Source organism: Celeribacter sp. PS-C1, from assembly GCF_019429625.1.
Classification (GTDB): Bacteria; Pseudomonadota; Alphaproteobacteria; order Rhodobacterales; family Rhodobacteraceae; genus Celeribacter.
On sequence record NZ_JAHXRW010000004.1, the window covers coordinates 200,510 to 223,631 of the forward strand.

Here is a 23,122-nt window from a genome sequence, read left to right on the forward strand (position 1 = left end):
TGTCGGTTCAGGTCTCCGAGCGCGTGTTGAAACGCAGGGATGAGAAAAATGACAGCGCAATGATCGTGGCACCGAGCAGGCCAGTCACGACCTCCGAAATATGCACCACGCTTTGCGCAAACATGATGATCGCAAGCGCGAGGATGGAATAGAAGGCCCCATGCTCGAGAAAGCGGAACTGGTTGAGGGTTTCTTTCTCTACCAGCATGATCGTCATGGAACGCACATACATCGCGCCGATCCCAAGGCCTATGGCGATCAGGAACAGGTTGTTGGTGAGGGCAAAAGCGCCAATCACGCCATCGAAGCTGAACGAGGCGTCGAGCACTTCGAGATAGAGAAAGGCACCCAGCCCCCCTGCCCGTGCAGCGCTTTGAATCTCAGATTCTGCGTCCAGAACATGGCTGAGCGTCTCGACGCACATAAACACCACCAGCCCCATGATCGCCGCTTTGAAAAAGGTTGCCTGATCTTCCGTGCCCAAAAACAGCCCGAAGCCAAGCACCAACAAAAGCACCGTGCCATAGGTGACGCCCTTGATCGTGCCCATCGAGCGCAGCTTGCGTTCGATGCGGTGAATCCAGTCGATTTCCTTGGCCTCGTCCATAAAGAACGACAAAGCCACCATGCCGAGGAACGCGCCACCGAAGGCCGCGATGGAGAGGTGACTCTCTGACATGATGCGGGCGTATTCCTGCGGCTCACTAACCGACAGGCGCAAGGCCTCAATCGGTCCAACCCGCGCCGCGATCGCCACGATGGCCAAAGGAAAAATGATCCGCATGCCAAAGACGGCAATCAGGATACCCCAAGTCAGAAACCTTTGCCGCCAGACGGGCGTCATGGTCTTGAGCTTGTTCGCGTTGACGATGGCGTTGTCGAAGGACAACGAAATCTCCAAAACGGCAAGAACGGTCCCGATCAACAGAAATGACAGGGCCGCGCTGAGCGTGCCGTCGAACCGGTAGCCAAGCCAAAAGGTCGCCATGAGGCCCAAGACGGTCACGAGGATCGCCCATTTGAAATAGTGAAGTAGCGTTTTCATATCGTCCTCTCGGAAAATCGTCTCAGGCGCCAGCAAGAGCCAGACGCGCGCGGCGGCGTTCGGCCTGAACATCGGGATCGGAATCGAGCCCCGCGGCCAGAAGCCGTTGCGTGTATCCCTGTTTGGGGTCTTCGAAAATCTGGCGCACCGCCCCCTGTTCCACGATCTCGCCACGCTTCATGACAAGCACGCGATCCGCGAAATCGCGCACCACCGGCAGGTCATGGGCGATGAAGATAAACGCGATGCCAAGACGGTCCCGCAGTTCGCCCAACAGCGCGATCACCTGCGCCTGAATGGACACATCAAGCGCGGAGACCGCCTCGTCACAGATGATCAGATCAGGTTCGAGCGCCAAGGCCCGCGCAATCGCGATCCGCTGACGTTGCCCGCCGGAGAATTGATGCGGATAGCGCAGCGCGTGCTCTGGCTGAAGCCCGACCTGTTCGAGCAATTCCTCGACGCGGCCGCGCCATTTCGCCTTCGGCAGAATGTCGGGATGGATCACCCAAGCCTCGGAAATGATGTCGTAAACCGACATATGCGGATTGAGGGATTGGGTCGGGTCTTGGAACACCATCTGCAACTGACGCCGCAGCTTGCCCATCTCTTTCGGAGATTTCGTGAGAATATCCTCGCCCTTCCACGCGACAGTGCCGCCCGAGGCCTCCTCCAAGCGCAGCATGAGCCGCGCAATCGTGGATTTTCCGGAGCCGGATTCCCCCACAACGGCTAGCGTTTCGCCGGCGTAGAGATCGAAATTCGCATCCTTGAGCGCGTGAAATTGGCCGTAGTTCTTTTTCAGCCCCCTGACTTCAAGGATCGGCGCCTCGCGCTGCGTGCCATCGCGCATCTCGCCCTTTCCGGGGGCAGCGGCCAAAAGCTTGCGCGTATAGGGGTGCTGTGCGTTGTGATAAAGCTCGCGCGGAGTGCCACTTTCGACGATCCGTCCGCCTTCCATCACCACCGCGCGGTCGGCGGACTCTGCGACGACGCCCAGATCATGGGTGATCAGCAAAAGCCCCATGCCCGTCTCTTCCTGCAATTCCTCCAGCAGAGACAGAACCTCGGCCTGCACCGTCACATCAAGTGCTGTGGTAGGCTCATCCGCGATGAGAATATCAGGCTTGAGCACCAGCGCCATGGCAATCATCAGGCGTTGGCGCTGACCGCCCGAGAACTCATGCGGATACTTGCCCATCGAGTCCTTGGCATTCGGGATGCCGACACGTTCCATCAACTGCAGCGCACGCTCGTAGGCCTCGGTTTTGGAGCGCCCATGCGCCATCGCCGTTTCCGCGATCTGCCAACCGACCGGATAGACCGGGTTGAGATGGCCCAGCGGGTCTTGGAAAATCATCGAAATGCGTTTTCCGTTGAGGCGACGCCGGTCCTCTTCTGAGGCTTTCAACAGGTCCATCCCGTCGAACAGGATTTCCCCGCTGGTGATCTCGCCGGGCGGCATGTCGATCAAGTTCATGATCGCAGAGGCCGACACCGATTTGCCTGATCCGCTTTCGCCGAGGATCGCGAGGGTTTCGCCACGGTCCAGATGCCAGGAAATGCCGTTCACCGCGTTAACCATGCCGTTGACGGTGTGAAACCGGACGGAAAGATCACGGACTTCGAGAAGATGATCAGCCATTCTTTTTTCCTCCGACTTCGAGGCGCCAGCGTTGCGTCGGATTGAGCGCGACACGCATCCAGCTTGACAGCAGATTGAGGGACATGGTGGTCAGGATGATCGCCAGACCCGGCCAGAACGCCAGCCACCACGCGTTGGTGAGATACTGCCGCCCCTGGCTCACCATGAGACCCCAGGTGATCTCAGGGGCCTGAATGCCGATCCCGAGGAAAGACAGAGCGGATTCAGCCAGCATGACAAAGGCGAAATCGAGCGTCGCGATGGTCAAGAGCGTGGGCAGGATCACCGGCAGAATATGTTTGAACACGATCCGGCGGTGCGAGGCCCCCATGACCTTGGCGGCCTGAACGAACATCCGCTCACGGACCTCCAAAACTTCGGCACGCGTTGTCCGCAGGTAGATCGGGATGCGCGTGATCGCGAGCACGAGCACGAGGTTTCCGATCGACGGCTCCAGCATATAGAGCACGATCACGGCCAAAAGCAGCGAGGGAAAGGACATGATCACGTCAGCCAGACGCATGATCACCTCGCCCGTCCAGCGCCCGGCATAGCCCGCGATTAACCCGAGGGTTGACCCGACCACGAGAGACCCAAGCACCGCGCCCGCCGCGATCACCATGGTGTTCTGCGAGGCGACAATGATCCGGGCCAGCAACGGCCGCCCCAATGCATCCCCGCCGAGAATGTAGAAAAACCCGCGCGTCAGCTCAAACGGCGGCGCATTGCGCGCCCGCAGGTTGGTTTTCGCGGCCATCTCTTCGAGAAACATCGGTCCGAAGATGGCAGACAACAACACGACCAACAAAAACAGGATCGCGACAAAGGCCAGTTTGTCAGCCCAAAGCATGCGCAGAACGCGGCGCAGGCCGGTCGACCCTTTGGGCGCGATGACGGGCGTGGTGGTGGCGGTATCGGTGGTGGTCTCGCTCATGCGTCCCTCCTCAAGCCCGGATACGCGGATCGAGCAGCGCATAGGCGATGTCGATCAGAATATTCATGATAAAGATCGCGATAGCTGTGACCATGATGGCCGCCAGGATCACGTTGAAGTCACGCTGAAGGATCGAGTCGATCATCAGTTTGCCCACACCGGGGAACCCGAAAATCGTCTCCACCACCACCGCGCCATTCAAGAGCGCCGCCGCCTGATCCCCGATCACGGTGATCACCGGCAGCATGGCGTTGCGCAGCGTGTGGACAAAGATGACAGGGCGGTTTTTGACGCCTTTGGCGCGCGCAGTCTTCACATAGGGCGAACCCAGCGCGTTGATCATGGAGCCGCGCACGATCTGGAGGATCAAACCGAACGGGCGGATGAACAGCACACAGATCGGCAAGATCCAGTGCCAGACGGTTCCCGTGCCAGAGGTCGGCAACCACCCGAAGTTCACGGAGAACAGAACGATGCCCACAATGGCGATCCAGAAATCCGGCGCGGAGGCCCCGATCAGGGACAGCACAGAGGCGAAGCGGTCAAAGGGACGCCCGACATTGAAAGCCGCGATGGAGCCCACGATGATCGCCGCAACGGTCACAAGCGCCATAGTGATCAGAGCAAGCTGAAGCGTCCAGACAAAGGACTCGAGGACCACATCAATAGCAGGCCGTGCTTTGCGCAGGCTGTCCCCGAAATCGAGTTGGGCAAGATCGGAGAGATAGCGACCGAACTGGACCAGAACCGGGTCGTTCAAGCCATGGATTTCTCGGAAATTTTCTCGCATCGCTTCAGAGGCATCCACCGGCAGATAAAGCGCGGCAGGATCGCCCGTCAGGCGCGAGAGGAAGAACACGAGGACGATCAGGACCATCAGCGAGACGAAACTCGACAAGGCCCGTTTTCCCAGCATCTTTTTCATAGGGCTCTCCGTCATCAAATCGAAACACGCACGGGGGAGGTTTGCCCCGTGCGTGTCCCGGGAGGCAGGACTTACTTCAGACCGATTTCGGACAGTTGAAGCTGGCTGTTGGTCGCGATGGTCGGGGTGAAGTCGACATTTTCACCCACGCGGGCATGGCCCACCATGTGGAACAACAGGACGTCGGCGACGACTTCGTCATGCAGGTAGCCGAACAGCTCGGACCAGAGCGCGACACGTTCGTCACCGGTGGCGGCCGTTGCGCGTTCGATCAAATCATCAGCCTTGGCATCTGCGATGCCCGCCTGACGGCCGTCCGAATGGTATTTGAAATACATCGAGAAGACCGGATCGCCGCGCGAGTTGTCGTGCTGGGCGCCCACAAGGATCGGCTGATCCTGAACATAGGGCTTCGAGTAATACTGTTCATGCTCGGCCACTTCGACCATCTGCAGACGGACGTTGAACCCGACCTCGGACAGCATGGACTGGATCGCCTCATAGGTTTCGGTCGCGCCCGGGAAGTTCGCGGTGCGGCCCACCAAAAGGATCTCGGTGTCCACCGGAACGCCATCCGCCTTGGCCTCTTCCAACAGCGCCTTTGCGCGGTCCGGATCATAGGCCCAGGCCTTGGTCTCCGGGTTCCAACCGAGCGTTGTCGGCACGTTGATCGCCGTTGCGATCTGGGTCCCGTCGGCCAGAATGGTTCCGACGAAGGCTTCACGATCGATGCCAAGGTTCAGTGCTTCGCGCACGCGCTTGTCATTGAGAGGCGCCACGCCGTGGTCGATCCGCAGATAGGTGGTTTCCGAGTTCGGATAGGACCGGTCCATCTCCGTGGTCGCATCAATCGCGGAAATCGACGGCGCGATATCGGCCTCACCGGTTTCCACCATCGCCGCACGCACGGACGGATCAGAGCGGAAGGCATAGGTGGCTTTGGTCACCGCGGGCTGCTCGCCCCAGTAATCGTCACGACGCTCAAGCGTGATGCTTTGGCCCGGCTCCCAGTTGGACAGGACATAGGGGCCCGTCCCCACCGGCTCACGCGTGAATTCGATCGGCGTTTCGGACGGCACGATGGTCAGCAAGGACAACAAAAGCGGCAGGATCGGCTGGGCCGGATCGGTTTTAAAGTCGATGGTCAGATCGTCCACCACGCTCGGCGTGATCGAGATGCCTTCGTAATAGCGCGAGATTTCGCAGGTGATCTGATCGCTGCCCGCGCGCTCAAAGGAGTGCTTCACATCGGCGGCGTCAAATGCGGAACCGTCGGAGAAGGTCACACCCTCGCGCAGATGGAAACGCCAGGTGGTGTCATCCACAAGCTCCCAGCTTTCGGCCAGACGCGGCTTCAGGCCTTCGTCGCCACGCACATCAAGTTCGGTGAGGGTTTCGCTGATATTGCCAAGAACAATACGGCCGATGTTCGAGCGTGTCGCCATACAGGGTTCGACGAGATCAGGCTCTTCGCCAAGCACGATGGTTACACTGGCATCCTGCGCAAACGCCGGGCTCAGAGCCGACGTCGCCAGAAGCGCCCCCGCGAGAAATGTAGTCTGTTTCATGTTTCCTCCCTGAAAGCAGATCGCTTTCCAAAACTTTTGAACGCTTGTGCGCCCATTTTCGTCCGGGTGCTTATGAGCACCTCAGATGCGCCACCGCCTCCCTGCGGATTCTGCGCACCTTCAATATTGGTAAAGTTGAAAACTAAAGTCAAACCCAGAAATTATTTACCCCCTTTATTTGAATTTAATAACTGTTTTTAAACGATTTTAAATGACATTGATTTCCCAAACCTCCCTCCGATGCGCCACGGATATCCTTCTCAACTTGACAAGTTGTTCACTAATCTGCTCACTTGTTAGCCAGACCACCAGGGGAGGAGACCCGCATGACGCCGACCGAAATCGCTGAAAACATGGATGGAAAGCTCACGCCGCGTCCTGACGGCCACTGGGCGATTCTTCCGGCGGAGACGATTCAGAATCATGCTGCCTTTCTCGCCCGCCTGCCTGACGGGGCGCTTGCCTGCGCCTGGTTTGGCGGCACACTCGAGGGCAAGTCGGACATCTCGATCTACGCGACCATACTGGACGAAGGCGCCACAGAATGGGGCCCGTTCGCACGACTGACGGACGACCCCGACCGCTCGGAGCAGAACCCCATTCTCTTTACCGCACCCGATGGCAAAATCTGGCTTTTCAACACCGCGCAACCCGCTGGAAACCAAGATGAATCTCGCGTTTTCATCCGCCCCGTGATCCGCGAAGGCGATCACCTCACATCGGGCGCGAAACGCGACATCGGACTTCCGAACGGCACATTCATCCGCGCGCGCCCCTTTGTCCGCGACGATGGTGCATGGGTGCTTCCCCTGTTCTGCTGTAACCCGCGCGACGGCATCCGCTGGACCGGGGCCTTCGACACTGCGGCAATCGCGGTCAGCACGGATGACGGCGCAAGCTGGTCTGTGACGGATGTTCCCGACTCGCCGGGCGCGGTTCACATGACCCCTGTGTCTCTTGGCGGAGACGACATGGCCGCCTTCTACCGCCGCCGCCAATCGGATTTCGTGCATCGCTCCGAAAGCCATGACGGCGGGCGAAGCTGGAGCGCCCCTGCCCCGACAGACGTCCCGAACAACAACAGCTCAATCGGGGTCGCCCCTCTGAGCGACACGGTTCTGGGCATGGTGTGCAATCCGATCTCGGCCGCGGAGTCCTCGTCTCGCCGCGCCTCGCTCTATGACGAACTCGAAGAGGAGGACGACCGCCCCGAGGGCGAAGGCTGTCAGCCGATTTGGGGTGTCGAGCGCGCGCCTCTCTCGCTTTGCCTGTCCTCCGATGGCGGCAAAAGTTTTCCTATTCGCTACACCGTCGAAACAAGCGCAGGCACATGCCTGTCGAACAACTCGATCGACGGCCACAACAAAGAGCTGTCCTATCCCGTCCTCCTGCCCCGTGCGGATGGCGGATTGGACATCGCCTATACACTCTACCGCCGCGCCATCCGGCATGTGCGCCTGAGTGCAGAAACCGTGGCCGACCTCATCGCCCAAACCGCCTGAAAGGAGCGCATCATGCCCACCATGGATCGCCTCATCACCATTCATCAGCCCAAACGCCTTGAAATCGGCGTCGGCGCGGCCGCAAAGGTCGGGGATTGGGCCCATTTCGCTCAACGCCCCCTGATCATCGCCTCCGGCCCGACCGCACAATACGTCGATCGGCTCGGCCTCGCTGGCGAGATCAAAGTCATCGAGAATGTGCCGCCCGAACCGGACCTGCCCGCCTTCGAGGCGGTTCTGGATGAGGCGCGCGCGCACAACCCCGACCTCATTGTCGGACTTGGTGGCGGATCGGTTTTGGACATCGCCAAACTTGTCGCAGCACTTTGGAACAGCCCCCAGACGCTCACCGATGTGGTTGGACCGAATAAGGTCGCAGGCCGTGACACACCGCTTGTGCAGGTCGCAACGACCGCAGGAACAGGCTCCGAGGCCGGTATTCGCGCCCTGATCACCGACCCGGTGTCAAAGTCGAAGCTGGCCGTGGAGAGCCCGCATCTGATTGCAGATCTGGCCGTCCTTGACCCTGAACTCACCTATTCCGTCCCGCCCGCCGTGACGGCGGCGACCGGCGTGGACGCCATGGCGCATTGCGTCGAGGCCTTTACCAACATCAAATCCCACGACCTGATTGACAGCTATGCCCGCATGGGGTTTGGGCTTGTCGGGAAATACCTCAAACGCGCCGTCGAGGACGGCACCGACAGCGAAGCGCGCGCCGGGATGATGCTGGCCTCCTATTATGGCGGCATCTGCCTTGGCCCTGTGAACACGGCGGCGGGGCATGCGCTGGCCTATCCGCTCGGGACACGACTGTCCTTGCCGCACGGACTGGCCAACGCCATCATTTTCCCACATGTGCTGGCCTTCAACCAACCGGTCGCCACTGCGAAAACCGCCGAAGTCGCCGAGGCCCTCGGCCTCCGCAATGCCGGAAGCCAGGACGCGCTGAAAGCGGCGGCTTTTGAATTCTGCCGCGATCTCGGGATCGAAATGCACCTCAAATCGCTTGGGGCAAACGAAGCGGACCTTGGCGCCTGGGCCGAGGAAGCCCACGCGATCCGCCGCCTGATGGACAACAATCCGCGCGATATGAGCGTCGATCAGGTGCATGCGATCTACCGCGACGCATTCTGATCGCGACACACGACATGAAAAAGGCGCGCCCCACCAAGGAGCGCGCCTTTTTCATGCAAACATTTCTGTAGCTTACATCGACAGATCAAGCATCCCGCCACCAAACAACCGCTCACGCGAATGGATGATATGCGTGCGCATGGTCTCACGGGCGCGCTCCGCATCACGGGTCCGGATCGCCTCATAAATCCCGCGATGCTCCCCCAAAACATGCTCAAGCGCCGCCGCCCCATCGGACATCAGCGCATCGCCGTGCATCTTCATCCCAACGTAAATATGGTCCCGCAGAGCCTTGAGTGTTTCAGCGTAATACTGGTTGTTTGACGCCCGCGCGATTGCGAGATGAAAGGTGAAATCCGCGTCCTCACGGTGCAGGCGCGATCCGGTCGCATCAGACAAAAGATCGAGCGCGCGAAGCATCTCGTCGAGACTCTCATCATTGCGCCTCTGCGCGGCAAGCCCAGCCGCATCAACTTCGACGGTCAGCCGGAATTCATAGCAGCGCTGAATATCGGCAAAGGTTTCGACCGGCGTGTAGCCCAGAGCCGGCTCACGCTTGACCCGCACGAAATTCCCGGCGCCTTGGCGCGACACGATCAACCCCTCCTCGCGCAACTGCTCTAGCGCCACGCGCAGAACCGGGCGCGAGACGCCGAACTGACCAGAGAGATCCTTTTCCGCCGGAAGCTTTTCATTCGCACCGTAATCCCCACGGGTGATGCGATTTTTCAAGGCGATATAGACCTTTTCCGAGAGAGACGGACGGGAACTCCGCGACGCCCCCTTTTCTACGTTTTGTTGGTCCATGCTGCCCTCACCGGCGTTCCATCGTTTCTTTTACAAGTTCTGCCAAAAGCTCCGGCGCACCGAAACCGCCCGACTTCGTGACGATCTGCAGTCTACCCCAGCTCACCTGTACCTCAAAAAGCGGCAGGCCCGGCCGCAACTCGGCGGTCACTTGTAAACTGTTTACCCCCAGCCGGTCCAGTATCGCCTGCGCACTTTCACCCCCACAAATCAGCAAAGCTGCGGGACAAGTGCGCCCCGCGTAACGTGCCACAGTTTCCGCAAAGCGACGCGCGGCCTCTTGTCCTGTGATGTTGCCGCCACCCTCGGAAATCGAAAGAACCAGAGGCCCTTCGGAAATCTGCTCATCCGGAGCCACCCCATCGGGCGCGTCACGCACCGCAACCCCGTTCGGCAACGCCGAAATTTGCGCCCGCGTCACAGGATCTCGCGATCCATTGGCGATCATCAGAGGCGCCCGCAAGCGCGCGCGATCAGGCATCTCAACACCTGCGCGACGGGCCAGCGCGAAAGACAGCCCCCGCGCGCCAATCCAGAGCGCGCGCGCCCCGGCCTCAGCCACCAGTTGATCAAGATCGGCATCCTCCGCACAGTCCGGCACCTCCACAGGGTCCGCGAAACAAGCCGCCACATCGATGGGGGCCTGAACCCCCTCCCCGACCAGCGCGCCCGCCTCGACCCTGCGCCCCATTTCAGGGATGGCCGGACAGGCGATCGCAGGCGCCGCCCCGTACCAACGCGCCATCGCAGCGGTCTCAGCGGCAATATTGCCCTTCAACCGCGAGTCGACTTTTTTCATCACAACCTGAAACGCCGAAGGCCTCACCAGCTCAAGCGCCACAGACACACGTGTTGCCGCCTCTTCTGGCGAAATCTCACGACTGGACGTGTTCACAGCCAAAACATCCGGATTAAGGGCAAGCGCCTCCGGCACCGCCTCGGGGCTCCGCGCCACGACAACCTTGCGGTGACGCCCCGCAAAGCCGACCGCCGAGTCGAGCGCACCCGTCAAATCATCAGCTATGATAAGCACTTCCGTCATGATATTTTACCAATTTTACAGATATTGACTTCAACCATACACGAGAAAACACAAAATAATATACTGTTTTTATGCGTATAAATTATATTTTCGCCGAGATGGCGCCAAATTGTTGAAACATCTTTACCTATAAGTTATCCCTTGTCGCAAGATCGCCATCCCGAGGAGGCCAAAATGAGCGAACCAGTTGTGATCACCATGGGAGACCCCTCCGGCGTCGGAGCAGAGGTGACCGTCAAAGCGCTCGCGGATCGCGATGCGGCCATGCGCGCCCAAACCATCGTCATCGGCGACCGGGACACGATGGAACGCGCAGCAAAGGTTTGTGGCGTCTCTCTCCCGATCCTCTCGCCCGAAGACGACGGTGACGGCATCCGTGTCGCGCATGTTCCGATCGAGGGGCTTCCCGGCGAATTCGGCGTTCTGTCACCGGCCTGCGGCGAGGCCTCATTTCGCTACATCGAGCGCGCCGTCGAGATGACAATGTCTGGCAAAGCAGCCTGTATTGTCACCGCCCCTATCAACAAAGAAGCGTTGAACGCGGCGGGGCATCATTACGACGGCCACACGGGGATGTTGGCGCATCTGACCGGCTCGAAATCCTCTTGGATGCTGCTCGCGTCGGAGCGCCTGAACGTCGTGCATGTCTCGACCCATGTTTCGCTCAAAGACGCCATCGCCCGCGCCACCACCGAACGAGTGCTGGAAACCATCCGCACCGGCCACAAGCATCTGAAACGCATGGGACTTGAGGCGCCGCGCATTGCGGTTGCCGGGATCAATCCGCATTGCGGCGAGAACGGGTTGTTCGGCAATGAGGATGATCTTTACATCGCGCCCGCGGTCGAAGCCGCCCGCGCCGAGGGGATCAACGTAGAGGGCCCAATCTCGGCGGATACGGTCTATCATCGGGCCTATCAGGGCGCCTTTGATCTGGTCATCGCGCAATATCACGATCAGGGACACATCCCGATCAAGCTCGTTGCCTTCGATACGGCGGTCAATGTGTCGCTCGGCCTGCCGATTGACCGGTGCTCCGTCGACCACGGGACCGCCTTCGACATCGCAGGCACCGGCATCGCAAAACACGACAACATGCTCTGCGCCCTCGATTACGCGGCCAAAATGTCCGCAGCCAAAAGGACCTGATCCATGAGTGAGCACAAAGAAGCCTTCGTCGCGCTTGTCACCTGCTTCAACGATGACGAGACCATCAATTATGAGGCAACGCGCGCCCAGGTGCGCCGTCAGATCGAAGCGGGCAACAACATCATGTGCGCCGGCACAAACGGTGATTTCTCCGCGCTGACCTTTGACGAGAAAGTCCGCCTCTGTGGCGAGGTCGTGGACGAAGTCGGTGGCAAAGCCAAGGTGATCGTCAATGCGGGCATGCCCGCCACTTTCGAAACCAAACTTCTCGCCCGCGAATTCGACCGGATCGGCGTCGATGGCATCGCGGTGATCACACCGTTTTTCATCGCCTGCACGCAAGACGGTCTCATCCGCCATTTCACCTCGGTCGCGGATGCGGTCGAGACGCCGGTCTATCTCTATGACATTCCGGCGCGCACCCAGAACCACATCGAACCGGACACGGCCCGCGTGCTGGCCGAGCACGGGAACATCGCGGGCATTAAGGATTCCGGCGGGGCTCAAGACACGCTCGAGGCCTATCTGACGGTCGGCAAAGAGATCGAAGGGTTCGACGTCTACTCCGGGCCGGACCATCTCGCGCACTGGTCTCTGGGCAATGGCGCAAAGGGCTGTATCTCCGGCCTCGGCAACGTGTTGCCGGATGTGCTCGCGGAGATTGTGTCCTGTGTGAATGCTGGCGACGAGGCTGGCGCAGCGGCGGCTCAGGAAACCTACACGGCGTTCCGCACGGATCTTTACAAGCTCGGTTTCCCGCCGGCTCTCGTGAAACGCGCGCTCTATCTGCGCGATCCATCTGTCGGCGCCTCACGCCAACCGGCGCTTTTGCCCGACCCCCAACAGGACGCAGAGATCGACGCCATTCTGAAAAAGTACGGTCGATAACGCCGACGATCCAAGGCCGACCTTTAAGACCGCATAAATCCGGGGCGACATACCATCGCCCCGGATTTTCTCATACCCATCTCAGACAAACCGGATGCGTGTGCCCCAGTCATCCTCATAGGAAAGCGGCTCTCCCCCATCGCGACGCACAAGTTCGACATAGTCCAGCCCCGCGTCACGGTCGGATCGACGCCCGGATCGCGCGCTGAACCACTCGTTGACCGCGACGTGGTGGTGATAACCACCTGTCGACAGGAACACGGCATCATTTCGCGTGCTCACTGCATCGAAGCCAAGCACATCGCTCCACCAGTTCCCGGCGCGAGTGGCGTTGCCAACCTTCAGATGCACATGGCCAACACTCGTTCCGACAGGGGCGCCTGCCCAGCGCGGCGGGAGCAGACCCAGGGTGCCCATGATCCCATCGACATCCAGCGCAAAGCTGCCCATCTGCACCTCACCCGCGACCCATTGCCAGCTCTCTTCCGGTGTGTCGGCGTAAATCTCGACGCCATTGCCCTCCGGGTCGGTGAGATAGATGGCCTCGCTGACACGGTGATCGGCCGTGCCCGTGACGGGCAATTGCTGTTCGATGGCCATGGCGATCCAATTTGCAAGATCGCGCCGCGATGGCAAAAGAAACGCGGTGTGAAACAGGCCGGACTGACGATCGTTAGGGAGGCGAAGCCCCTCCTCCTGCGTCAGAGCCAACAGACGATTGCCCCCGACACCAAGCCAGATGGTCGATCCCTCACGGCTCAGTTCTTCAAGGCCGACGGCCCATTGATACCAGGCAGACAGCGCCTCCGCGTCACGCGCCTTGAGGCCCACGGCGCCAACATGAATAGGCGCCGAGAGCGGCAGGCTGTTGGACGCCTGCGCGATCATCGGAAGGGAGGCGGCACAGGCCGCACCCCCCATTGCTTTCAAAAGCGTTCTTCGTTGCATCACAGCTCTTTCTTGATCAGCCGATCCAGCGAGAAGCGGCCGCCACCTTTGGTCACAAAGCTCAGGGTCACAGCAGACCAGATCAGCGAGAGTTCTGCGCCCTTATAGCCCTGATCGAGCTTGATCCAGTGGAAGTAGATGGTGACCAGCAGGATCACCGTGGTTCCAGCAGCAGCAAGACGCGTCAGAAGGCCAAGCGCGAGAAGCAAGCCGCCCCCGAATTCGGTCACAGAGAGCAGGATGGACCAGAACCAGCCCGGTGCAAAGCCCATGCCGGCGACCATATCTGCGGCGCCAGTCGGGTTTTGAATTTTCGGCCAGCCATGGACCATCAGGGCCACGCCACAGATCACACGCAACCAAAGCTGTGCGAGCGGTGCGGTGGCGGCATAGACGGGGGCGAGTGCCGGAATAATGAGAGCGGTGCGGTCGGTTTCGTTAGTCATAAGTGTATCTCCATAGAATGCGTCCACCACAAAGGCGACGCGAAAAGTCAGGCGCCGAAGCGCCGCGATAGGGGAATGGAGATCAGGCTCTCGGAGGTCGGAAGTCGGGCGGAACACTCCGATCCGAGAGGTCGAGTTCTTTCTGAGAGAGTGCAAGTTTGGAGCCAGCATCACGCGGCGACGCAGGATCGCGGGCCTCGGTGATGGTGCAGGTAAAACAGGGTTTCTCTGCCGGAGCCTGGACAGTCATGCCCACGCCGGGGGCGTAGCACACGTCTGTGACGACCACTGTGCTTGGACACACAGTTCTCCGCGCCGCCGAGGCGGGCAGAAGTGCGGACATGAGAATGGCCGCAGCAGTCAGACAAAGGCAAAGGTAACGCAGCATTGGCGCTCCTCGGTGAAAACTCGCTTCGAGACTTCTAGCCCTGCAGGAATTTCCACCGCAAGTTTACCCCGCGTTGGTAACGCAGATGTTATGAGATGAAACGAAGCAATGACGTTTCAAACGCACGAAGCTGACGCCGCGCATCCCTATCCGCATAAATGGATGCTTATAAAACCGAGCCGCCGAGCGAACAGCGCCCCCTGCGCCTGCATAAATATAGGGCGAAAGGTCTCAAAACGACGCGTCGAGAGAAGAAAGATCATAGAAACATTGCGTGCTGACGCCCTGTTTGATGCCAAATGGTCCCTGACTACACTGCAGAAACAGGAATACGGACGTCATGAATACGACACCTCGCGACCTTCAACCTCATGCCGTCTCCCCCGTCGAAGGTTACCTCCGCACCCTCCTGTCAGAGCTTGCAGACCATCATGACGGCGAAGTTGCGGACTATATTCCGGAACTGGCCAAGGCCGACCCTAACGATTTGGCCGCCGTTGTCGTGACTGTCGACGGCAAGATTTATTCTGCGGGCAACTTCGACCAGACCTTTACGATTCAATCCGTCTCGAAACCTTTCATGTTCGGCTACGCGCTTCAAAACCACGGCATCGACCGCGTTTTGCGCAAGGTGGGGGTGGAGCCAACGGGCGATCCCTTTAACTCCATCACGCTGGACGACATGAACAATCGGCCATTCAACCCGATGGTGAACGCAGGCGCCATCGCGATGTCGGAGCTTCTTGTCGGCGAAACCCATGCGGAGCGCGAAAAATCGCAGCTCGAGTTTTTCAGTCGCTTCGCCGGGCGCGATCTCACAATCGACGAAAAGGTGTACCAATCCGAAAGCGACACCGGACACCGAAACCGTGCCATCGCCTACATGATGCTCAATGCCGGTATGATCGACGGCCCCACGGAAGAAGTTCTCGATCTCTACTTCCGGCAATGTTCGATCCTCGTCTCCACCAAGGATTTGGCGGTCATGGCCGGAACGCTTGCCGCGCATGGGCGCAATCCGCTCACCGACACGCGTGTGATCTCGCCCGGCGATGTCAGAGATGTGCTCTCGGTCATGGCGACCTGCGGCATGTATGACTACGCCGGACAGTGGATGTTCGATGTCGGACTGCCCGCCAAGAGTGGCGTCTCCGGGGGGATCATCGCCGTTTTGCCGGGGCAATTCGGGATTGCCGTCTATTCCCCGCGTCTCGACAGCGTCGGCAACTCCGTGCGAGGCATCGAGCTGTGTAAACGCTTCACCAAAGATTTCGGCCTGCATGCCTATGCCGACCGCAGCGACACCCGCGCCGTGGTGCGCCGAGTGTATCATGGCGATGCCGTGACCTCGAACCGAGTGCGTTCCAAACGCGAGGCCGACCTTTTGAAAGAGATGGGCGGCACCATCCGCGTCATCGAAGCCCAGGGCCCGCTGCATTTTGGCACGACTGAGCGTTTGATCCGTCAGGCGAATATGTCGGATAGCGAGTGCGAGACCCTGCTCATCGATTTCCGGCGTGTCGCCTATGCGGATCGCGGCGCGCGAATGCTGCTCAAGCAATTTGTGAACGCGCAGGCCGAACGCGGCACCAAAATCGTCTTCGTTGAGGCACAAAACAATCCCAACCTCGGCACTTTTCTTCAGGCCTTTGAGCCCGAGGTCTTGTCTGGTCAGCTGTCCTTCGTCTCGCATTTCGATGATGCGCTGGAAGAGGCCGAAAATGCCTGCCTCGAAAAACATGGTGTGCATCATGCCGAAGAAAAGCTGTCTCTTGCCGAACTTGATCTGTTCCAAGGGCTCGACGCCGCAGAAATCGCCGCACTTGAGCCTTTGATCCTGACCTTCGAGTTCAAGGAGGGCGAGACCATTTTGACCGCTGGCGACGTGGGTCAGGTGATCTTCGTCGTCGCGCGGGGCTCCGTGGGAATTCACCTCGGTACATCGGAGGATCTGTCGCACCGGATTGCCGGAATTGGCCCGGGCCAGAGTTTTGGGGAAATGGCGTTGCTGGACGGCGGACTGCGCTCGGCCAATGCGTTCGCCGAAACATCGGTGCTCGCCTATGGCTTTGTCGTGGATGAGGTGCGTAAGCTCGCGGAGAAACATCCCCGCATTCTGGAGATGATCTTGGCCAATATAGTCCGATCGCTCTCGAACCGGCTGCGTGCAGCGAATGATGTGATCTTTGCTTTGAAATAGCCTCACGCGCGGCCCGCCGATCAGACGGCAATAGGCGTGTATCCCAATAACTTATTCAACCGGAAAATGACGTTTCCGGGCGCATAAAAACTTCAAGAGTTGTAAATCATTCCCGCTTTGTCCAAGTTCGTCCGGCAGGAGGATGAGCGCAAACATGACACATACAAATCGGCCTCAGACGGTCCCCACACCGTCAAAGCAGGATGCAATCGTCGGCGCGATCGTCGCCATCGGGGTGATTTCCATTCTGACGGTCACCTTTGCCATTGCGGCCGCAACGCTGATCTATTCGGGCCCGCTTGCGCCCTATGCGAACCGTGGGATCGGGCTGGCACTTCTCGGCGGGATCGCGATGCCGATCATTGCGGCGCTCCTCGGGTCTTACCGTGGGGTCGTCTGTCACCTTCAAGAAGTTCCCGCGATCATTCTTTCGATTTCTGCGGCATCGCTTGCGGCATCGGCGAGCAGCGGCGAGACCGCCTTTGCAACGGTCGCCGTTTTTGTCGGCCTGTCCTCTCTTGTGACGGGCGGTATTCTCTATCTCGCGGGCGCATTGCGTCTCGGGTATCTGGCGCGCTTCGTCCCCTACTCCGTGATCGGGGGCTTTCTCGCGGCCACCGGGCTTCTCTTGGTGCTGGCCGCCCTTGGCATGATGACCAAAAGCGAGATGTCCCTCGCCCACCTTGGCCATCTCTTCCATTCCGGCGAAGCGATCAAATGGCTGCCATGGCTCGGTTTTGCCATTTTGCTCGTCGTGATAACCCGCTTGATCTCGCATCCGCTTGTTTTGCCCGGGCTCATCGTCTTTGGCTGTGCGGCCTTCTACGGCACGCTTGCGGTGCTAGGGGTCGATCTGGACACGGCGCGAGATCTCGGGCTGCTCCTCGGCCCCTTCAGCAACAGCGGTTTCCTCGACGGCCTCACACCATCTATCGTATTCGAGGCCGACTGGGCGGCGATCCCCAGAGAGACGGGCGGCATGTTGACCGTCGCCGCGATGGTCGGGCTTGGGTTGCTGTTGAACACCAATGGCATCGAAATGGCGACAGGGCGCGATCTCGACCCTGAACGCGAGTTGAAGGCGGTTGGCGTGGCCAATGTCGCGGCAGGGGCCACCGGCGGCATCGTCGGGTATCACCTTTTGGGCGAAACCGCGCTGGCCAGCCGCATGGGGGTCACCGGATTGACCGCAGGCCTCGCCGCCGCCCTGAGCAGCGCCTTGGTCCTCTTCCTGGGTGCCGCTCCAATCGCCTCTGTGCCGGTGGGCCTCATCGGCGCGATTGTCGCCTATCTTGGCTTTGATTTTCTCTATGAATGGCTCTGGTCGAAACGAAGAAAGCTACCGACCTCTGATCGCCTCATCATGCTTTTGATCGTCGCGCTTGCGGGCACCGTCGGGTTCCTGACGGCGTTCAGCGTCGGCCTGTTGCTGGCCACCGTGCAATTCGTGGTATCCTACGCCAGCATCAATGTGGTGCGCTTGCGGTCCGATGCCGCCTACCGTAGGTCCTCCGTCGAGCGCAGCCCGGAGGATCTTGCCCAGCTCGAACTGAAAGGCGATGACGTCCTGATTTATGACCTGACGGGGTATCTCTTCTTCGGGTCAGCCAATAGCCTGCTCGACAAGCTGCGGCGTGAAATCGAACCTCCCGCGCATTTTCGCATGGTCGTTCTGGACTTTGCGCAGGTCAAAGGTCTCGACACCTCCGCGATCTTCGCCTTGTCCCGGATCTCGCGCGTTCTGGACCAAAACGGCATTCGTCTCGTCCTAACCGGTTTGTCCGACCGTGTCCGGCGACAAATTGTCAAAGCTGCCAGTTTTAGCGAGACCACACAGCTGCGCGACACGCTGGACGAAATCCTGATCGAAGTTGAAAATGACATCCTCGGACCCGAAAAACCGGGCAAAGATGTCGATGACATTCTGGCAGAACTGGCAAAGCGGCATCCGCACGCCGACATTTCAAGTTTTACCAAGGTCATTCATTTGGCGCCCGGCGACACCCTGTTCTTGCAAGGCGCGCAATCGAAGGAAATGTTCCAACTTGTCTCCGGTCGATTGCAGGCCGAAATCGCGCGACGCAATGCGCCGCCCCTTGTCGTGGCCCGCTTTCTTCCCGGTTCGATTGTGGGCGAAATCGCCTATTACGCCGAAATCCCCCGTACGGCCTCCCTGCTTGCCGAGACGGACACCGTGCTGCTTCGCATCGATCTGGACATCTTGAGCACCAAACCGGACCTCGCCGCTCTTGCCAGCGAATTCCACCGGGACGCGGCGCGCCATCTGGCCCACCGCCTGACGCGCATGAACCGCATGCTACGCGACGCGCGTTTCTAAGGTTCGGAGAGCCGGGCCTTACGCGCGGTCCAACTCTCCCTCACCTTTTCTCCGACTTTATTTGTTCAAACGCGCCGCACGGACATGCCGGTCGATGCCTTTGAGGGTGTAGTCCTGAACCGAAATACCTTGCTCGACGAGACCCGCAGCGGCGATGACGGCTTCGCTCAGAAACACCTCGCCCGCGCCCGCCACCGCAGAGAGCCGCGCGGCGAGATTAACGCCCTCCCCGAAGGCACTGATTTCCTGAAGCGCGCCGTTCGCCGAGGCCACGGTACAGAGGTAGACCGTGTCCGTGTGAACGCCGATCCCCGCCGGGATCTCTTGTTCTTTGGCTCGTTCCTCGGCAAGTGCATGTGCGATATCTTTCGCCGCCGCCACCGCCTTTTGCGCATGATCCGGCCCCGCAAAGCCCGGCGGCCAGACGCCGATCACGGAATCCCCCTGAAACTGAAGCACAAAACCGTCGTGCTTCCAGAGCTTCTCCAAAACGATGGCCCGCATTCTCATGATCAGCTGCGTGAAATCGCGTGGTGTCATCTTTGACGACAGCTCAACGGACCCCCTCAGATCACAGAACAACATACTCAGTTCGACGTCTGCGCCGCCAGGAAAGGCTTCGAGGAAACCGTCGCAGGCGTTGCAGTAATTCGGATTGCGTGCCGAAGGATGAAGTTTGGCAAAGCGCATCACCCACCCCCCAAGGCCGCCCATCGGCGCATAGCACAGATGGCAACGCGGGCTTCCGGGGAGCATCTGATAGCGTTTCTGTTTCTTGGCCAGAACCGGATGTCCCACCTGGAACACCTGATACCACAGCTCTTCGTTGCCATCCTGGCGATTGAAATCAATGTTTGAAGCGGTCTGGGTCATTTCATCAGGGCTTTCGGTGTTTGGCTCATGATCAGCGAGGGGGTGTGGGGCGAGAGATCAAGTTCGGCACTGTTGCAGACAGCGGTCGCCGCGAGCACGGTATTCTTGACCGTCACGGTGAGAGGCGTCCCCATGCCGCGGTAGAGCATCGTCAGGTTTTCTCCGTCTTTGAACGGTTTCTCATCCGGCAGAAAATGCTCCCCAGTCTCCGGATCGTTCAAACGCATGCTGGGCACAGTGACGACGACACCGGCCTCAAGCAGCGGCTTATCAAGCCATTCAGGCGCCGCCTTCAGGCTCATGACATTGTCATAATCCGGCCCAAAGAGCGGCGCTTCAAATGGCCCGGTCGCAAGGCGTGCGGTTTGCAGGTTGGTCATATGCGCCTCCTCCCCCTCCCCGAAGAGCAGATAGGTGGCGAATTCCGGCTGGATCATGTGATGTGCAAAGGGCCGAAAGGTCACAATCCGCTCGACCGTCACTTCGATATCGGCGACGAGCGGCGTGGTGCGTTTCAAATCCCACGGGAAAAAGTGCGGCGCTTCCATATCCACGCCGCTGAGATCCGGGAGCCCCTGAAAGATGTTGCCCTTAAACGTGACCCGACGCCGGGCAGGCAATTCAGGCACCATGAAGTGGTCTGAATCGTCGTTGCAAAGCACGAAGGAGTCGAGCGGATATTGCGCCCGCGTCTTTTCCAGCTTCAGCTGCGCCTCGACGGGAAGCGTCACTTTCATCACCAGTTGGTATTTGTGTTCCTCGTGGTGGTATTGGGTCATGTGAACGCCGAAATGGGCGTCATCCCCGACCAGCAGGAATGCGTGCTGGTGCGGGTGGTTGGAGATGAATTGCGGCGCTGGCCCGCAATGATCGATGGTTTTGTGATCCATTTTACGATTACCTCTTACTGTGCGTTTGCCGGCTCAGGGCGCCGTCAGCCCGTATTTCTTGCGCAAGTCCGCCGCGACGGAATGTGCCATGTCTTTGAGTTCCGAGATCAGCCGCGGCGTCATGTCCCCTTCGGCGGTCGAGGTCATGAACGGGTTTTGCTGGGTCGAAATGAGAAACTTGATCGGAACATCCGGGACCGTCTCGACACCGATGCGCGTGGCATAGTGTTCGACAAAGGCTTGGCCGTAAGTGCCCGGATCGAATTGTGAGGCCGTCACAAACAGCGGGGCCTGCGGAACCTGATCGCCGCCGAACTTTTGCACGCTGAGCTTTTGAAACAGCGCATCGTTGAACGCGTTGAGCAAGTCCACGTCACGATTAAGACCTTCCGCCGTCTTGAAATTCAGCGTGTAGGCAATGATCGTCTGGTCCGATCCAAGTTGGCGGAACAGATCGCGCAACTCGGGGTCCGCAATGAGTTTTTCGACCAAGGCGTCATCACTCACAGGCACGATTTGATTGGCAATGAGCGCGCGCTCCGCTTCGATCTCCGCCTTTGTGCCGCCAGCACGCTCCGACGGAAGCCTTTGGAACGGTGTAACCGTGACCTCGTCATCCCGCGAAAATCCCGCAAGGAGGGCTGCGTAAAACCGTTTGGAGTTGAACATGCATTTGGCGAGCAAGCGGCCATATCCGGTGCAATCCGTCGGGATGACGCTGTGCGACAGATAGACAGCGGCGGCGGCAGCGCCGGGTTTGGAACCTTCGATGCCGTACACCCCGACACTCGGCACCGTGCCGCCATGGAACACAACGGGGGCCGCGAAGGCGATCACATCGCGCATCGCACCATTGCGGTAGCACAGGGCGCCAGCGGCATAGGGAATGAAACCGGCCTTATGCGGATCGACCGTCACCGTGTCGCACCGGCCCAAGGCTTCGTATTGGCGCGTCACATAAGCGTTCAACTGCATGCCCGGCCCGAGGCCGATATCATGGGCAAAATTCGGGTCACTCGCGTTCGGGTTCTCGTTTTCGCCATCGGGCGCCTCAAAAACGCCAATGTATTTCGCATAGAGCCGCGCCTCTTCGTCACTCCCCGACAAGCCGTTGTCTTCGATGTACCGATCGAGTTTCGAGGGCCGAAGCATCGACGCAAAGTAACCACCCCATGCGGCATCTGCATGGAGTGTGAATTCGAGACCCATCTGGCGATATTCATCGCGAATATCGGCGATCTCGCTCAAGGGATCGACGGCGCTTTCCTCGGTCGTCCCGATGACCGCCACGACCTCCAGAACCGGCCGCTTTTCGTCGAGGCATCGGTCGAGATGCCGCCGAAGTTCGATCACATCCATACGACCGTCGAGATCGACCGGGATCGGAAGAACCGAAGACCGGCCCAACCCCACCAAAGACGCCCCTTTTGGCCATGAATAATGCGCCGTCGCCGGCGCGAAGACGACCGGGGCCGGCATATCCGGCAGATATTGACGGTAGAAGTCGATCAGCCCCAGATCCTGAACGGTCCGCCCTTTGATCGCCGTTTCAATCGCGCTCGCCTCGATGCCCGCCGCCGTCGTCATTCTGGACGACAGACCCACAGCCTCGTCCACAGGCAGGTTCAGAAGATCCCAAGTGTCGAGATCCAGCAAACGGCGCCGTCGACCATCCAAAGTCGTCACCGTCAAGGATTTCGCCGCCGCAAGAGTTTTGTCCTGACGGATCGCCGCGACCAGCGCGAGGGGCAGAAACTTCAGGTTGCGCGCGGCCCAAAGAGATTCCCCATTGGCGACACTCCCATCGCATGTGATATGCCCCCAAGGACGCGGCAGATCGGAGACTTCTTCGGGATCACGAAAGCCCAGCATCCGGCAAATGTCGTCGGACACCGCCATTTCCAAGAGGGTCGTCACCGGCGAGGCCTCGGTCGCGACATTGTTTTGGTTGTAGAGCAGACCTGCAAAATGCCCCACCACGGCGGGCAAGGTGGTGTCCCAATACATATGCGACTGATTGCGATAACTCGACAGCGGGATAGAGCCCTGCATGTGTGCGAGCATCTCTCCCAGCCTGTCCTCAATCAACGCGATGCCGCGGCTGTAGTGACTGTCCTGATCGGTAGCGAAGGCCTCCGGCGGGGCCATTCTCGGATCGTCCGGCTGGAAATCCCGACGGGCTTCGATGTTCGAGGAAATCGCCTGTCCGATCAGACGGCGGAGCGCGTCTTCGTTCTCGCCTTTCGGACCAACGAACCATGCGAGCGGCGACCCCACGGGCGAGAACCGGTCAAGGCTCAAACTGTCCCGATTGTATTTCCGAAACCGATCCATGGATTTGAACAGTGCTTCGCTTCTATGACCATCTGACATTCACTCGTCTCCCGTTCGCGTCGT

The 23,122-nt window shown here is 59.6% G+C and carries 19 protein-coding genes; 6 read left to right on the forward strand and 13 right to left on the reverse strand.

The features are described 5' to 3' along the window. Nucleotides 1-7 precede the first annotated feature (7 nt). From J5Y17_RS07790 to J5Y17_RS07810, 5 genes are all read right to left on the reverse strand, one after another. The gene (locus tag J5Y17_RS07790; protein ID WP_219784672.1) at nt 8-1,045 is read right to left on the reverse strand and encodes a DUF475 domain-containing protein; all 1,038 of its coding nucleotides are present in this window, start codon (nt 1,043-1,045) and stop codon (nt 8-10) included. A gap of 22 nt (nt 1,046-1,067) precedes the next feature. After that, complete coding sequence (locus J5Y17_RS07795) at nt 1,068-2,690, reverse strand: ABC transporter ATP-binding protein (RefSeq protein ID WP_219784673.1); 1,623 nt, start codon at nt 2,688-2,690, stop codon at nt 1,068-1,070. Continuing rightward, nucleotides 2,683-3,624 (reverse strand): ABC transporter permease, encoded by a 942-nt coding sequence (locus J5Y17_RS07800; protein WP_219784674.1) that lies wholly within the window; start codon nt 3,622-3,624, stop codon nt 2,683-2,685. The genes J5Y17_RS07795 and J5Y17_RS07800 overlap by 8 nt, the downstream gene beginning before the upstream one ends. Nucleotides 3,625-3,634: 10 nt before the next feature. Beyond that, on the reverse strand, nt 3,635-4,549 hold the full coding sequence (locus J5Y17_RS07805; RefSeq protein WP_219784675.1) for an ABC transporter permease: 915 nt from the start codon (nt 4,547-4,549) through the stop codon (nt 3,635-3,637). Nucleotides 4,550-4,620: 71 nt separating this feature from the next. Next, the gene (locus J5Y17_RS07810; RefSeq protein WP_219784676.1) at nt 4,621-6,117 is read right to left on the reverse strand and encodes an ABC transporter substrate-binding protein; all 1,497 of its coding nucleotides are present in this window, start codon (nt 6,115-6,117) and stop codon (nt 4,621-4,623) included. 326 nt (nt 6,118-6,443) lie between these two features. Between J5Y17_RS07810 and J5Y17_RS07815 the strand changes: the two genes are divergently transcribed. Further along, entirely contained in the window at nt 6,444-7,619 is a 1,176-nt protein-coding gene (locus J5Y17_RS07815) for an exo-alpha-sialidase (protein ID WP_219784677.1), read from the forward strand. Nucleotides 7,620-7,631: 12 nt separating this feature from the next. Further along, on the forward strand, nt 7,632-8,756 hold the full coding sequence (locus J5Y17_RS07820) for an iron-containing alcohol dehydrogenase (protein WP_219784678.1): 1,125 nt from the start codon (nt 7,632-7,634) through the stop codon (nt 8,754-8,756). Nucleotides 8,757-8,828: 72 nt separating this feature from the next. On the opposite strand, the gene J5Y17_RS07825 is transcribed toward J5Y17_RS07820, so the two are convergent. Further along, a complete protein-coding gene (locus J5Y17_RS07825; protein ID WP_219784679.1) occupies nt 8,829-9,563 on the reverse strand; it encodes a FadR/GntR family transcriptional regulator in 735 nt (244 codons plus the stop codon). Between the two features lie 7 nt (nt 9,564-9,570). Further along, on the reverse strand, nt 9,571-10,605 hold the full coding sequence (locus tag J5Y17_RS07830; RefSeq protein WP_219784680.1) for a four-carbon acid sugar kinase family protein: 1,035 nt from the start codon (nt 10,603-10,605) through the stop codon (nt 9,571-9,573). 174 nt (nt 10,606-10,779) lie between these two features. Between J5Y17_RS07830 and pdxA the strand changes: the two genes are divergently transcribed. Next, on the forward strand, nt 10,780-11,754 hold the full coding sequence (pdxA, locus tag J5Y17_RS07835) for a 4-hydroxythreonine-4-phosphate dehydrogenase PdxA (RefSeq protein WP_219784681.1): 975 nt from the start codon (nt 10,780-10,782) through the stop codon (nt 11,752-11,754). Between the two features lie 3 nt (nt 11,755-11,757). Further along, the gene (locus tag J5Y17_RS07840; RefSeq protein WP_219784682.1) at nt 11,758-12,642 is read left to right on the forward strand and encodes a dihydrodipicolinate synthase family protein; all 885 of its coding nucleotides are present in this window, start codon (nt 11,758-11,760) and stop codon (nt 12,640-12,642) included. An 81-nt stretch (nt 12,643-12,723) separates the two neighbouring features. On the opposite strand, the gene J5Y17_RS07845 is transcribed toward J5Y17_RS07840, so the two are convergent. The 3 genes from J5Y17_RS07845 to J5Y17_RS07855 all read right to left on the reverse strand — a co-directional run bounded on the left by J5Y17_RS07845 (nt 12,724) and on the right by J5Y17_RS07855 (nt 14,424). Next, complete coding sequence (locus tag J5Y17_RS07845) at nt 12,724-13,590, reverse strand: VOC family protein (protein ID WP_255571960.1); 867 nt, start codon at nt 13,588-13,590, stop codon at nt 12,724-12,726. After that, complete coding sequence (locus J5Y17_RS07850) at nt 13,590-14,036, reverse strand: DoxX family protein (RefSeq protein WP_219784683.1); 447 nt, start codon at nt 14,034-14,036, stop codon at nt 13,590-13,592. The genes J5Y17_RS07845 and J5Y17_RS07850 overlap by 1 nt, the downstream gene beginning before the upstream one ends. Nucleotides 14,037-14,118: 82 nt before the next feature. Next, nucleotides 14,119-14,424 carry a hypothetical protein gene (locus J5Y17_RS07855; protein ID WP_219784684.1) on the reverse strand — a complete coding sequence of 102 codons (306 nt, stop codon included), beginning with the start codon at nt 14,422-14,424 and terminating at the stop codon, nt 14,119-14,121. Between the two features lie 340 nt (nt 14,425-14,764). Here J5Y17_RS07855 and glsA point away from each other — a divergent pair, with 340 nt between their 5' ends. Next, complete coding sequence (gene glsA, locus J5Y17_RS07860; protein WP_219784685.1) at nt 14,765-16,624, forward strand: glutaminase A; 1,860 nt, start codon at nt 14,765-14,767, stop codon at nt 16,622-16,624. A gap of 154 nt (nt 16,625-16,778) precedes the next feature. Continuing rightward, nucleotides 16,779-18,962 carry a SulP family inorganic anion transporter gene (locus tag J5Y17_RS07865; protein ID WP_219784686.1) on the forward strand — a complete coding sequence of 728 codons (2,184 nt, stop codon included), beginning with the start codon at nt 16,779-16,781 and terminating at the stop codon, nt 18,960-18,962. Between the two features lie 57 nt (nt 18,963-19,019). On the opposite strand, the gene J5Y17_RS07870 is transcribed toward J5Y17_RS07865, so the two are convergent. From J5Y17_RS07870 to J5Y17_RS07880, 3 genes are read right to left on the reverse strand one after another with little or no spacing between them, the layout of a single operon-like run. After that, nucleotides 19,020-19,835 (reverse strand): adenylate/guanylate cyclase domain-containing protein, encoded by an 816-nt coding sequence (locus J5Y17_RS07870; RefSeq protein WP_219784687.1) that lies wholly within the window; start codon nt 19,833-19,835, stop codon nt 19,020-19,022. Then, the gene (locus J5Y17_RS07875) at nt 19,832-20,725 is read right to left on the reverse strand and encodes a hypothetical protein (RefSeq protein ID WP_219784688.1); all 894 of its coding nucleotides are present in this window, start codon (nt 20,723-20,725) and stop codon (nt 19,832-19,834) included. The genes J5Y17_RS07870 and J5Y17_RS07875 overlap by 4 nt, the downstream gene beginning before the upstream one ends. A 33-nt stretch (nt 20,726-20,758) precedes the next feature. Next, nucleotides 20,759-23,098 carry a pyridoxal-dependent decarboxylase gene (locus tag J5Y17_RS07880; protein ID WP_219784689.1) on the reverse strand — a complete coding sequence of 780 codons (2,340 nt, stop codon included), beginning with the start codon at nt 23,096-23,098 and terminating at the stop codon, nt 20,759-20,761. Between the last annotated feature and the right edge of the window lie 24 nt (nt 23,099-23,122).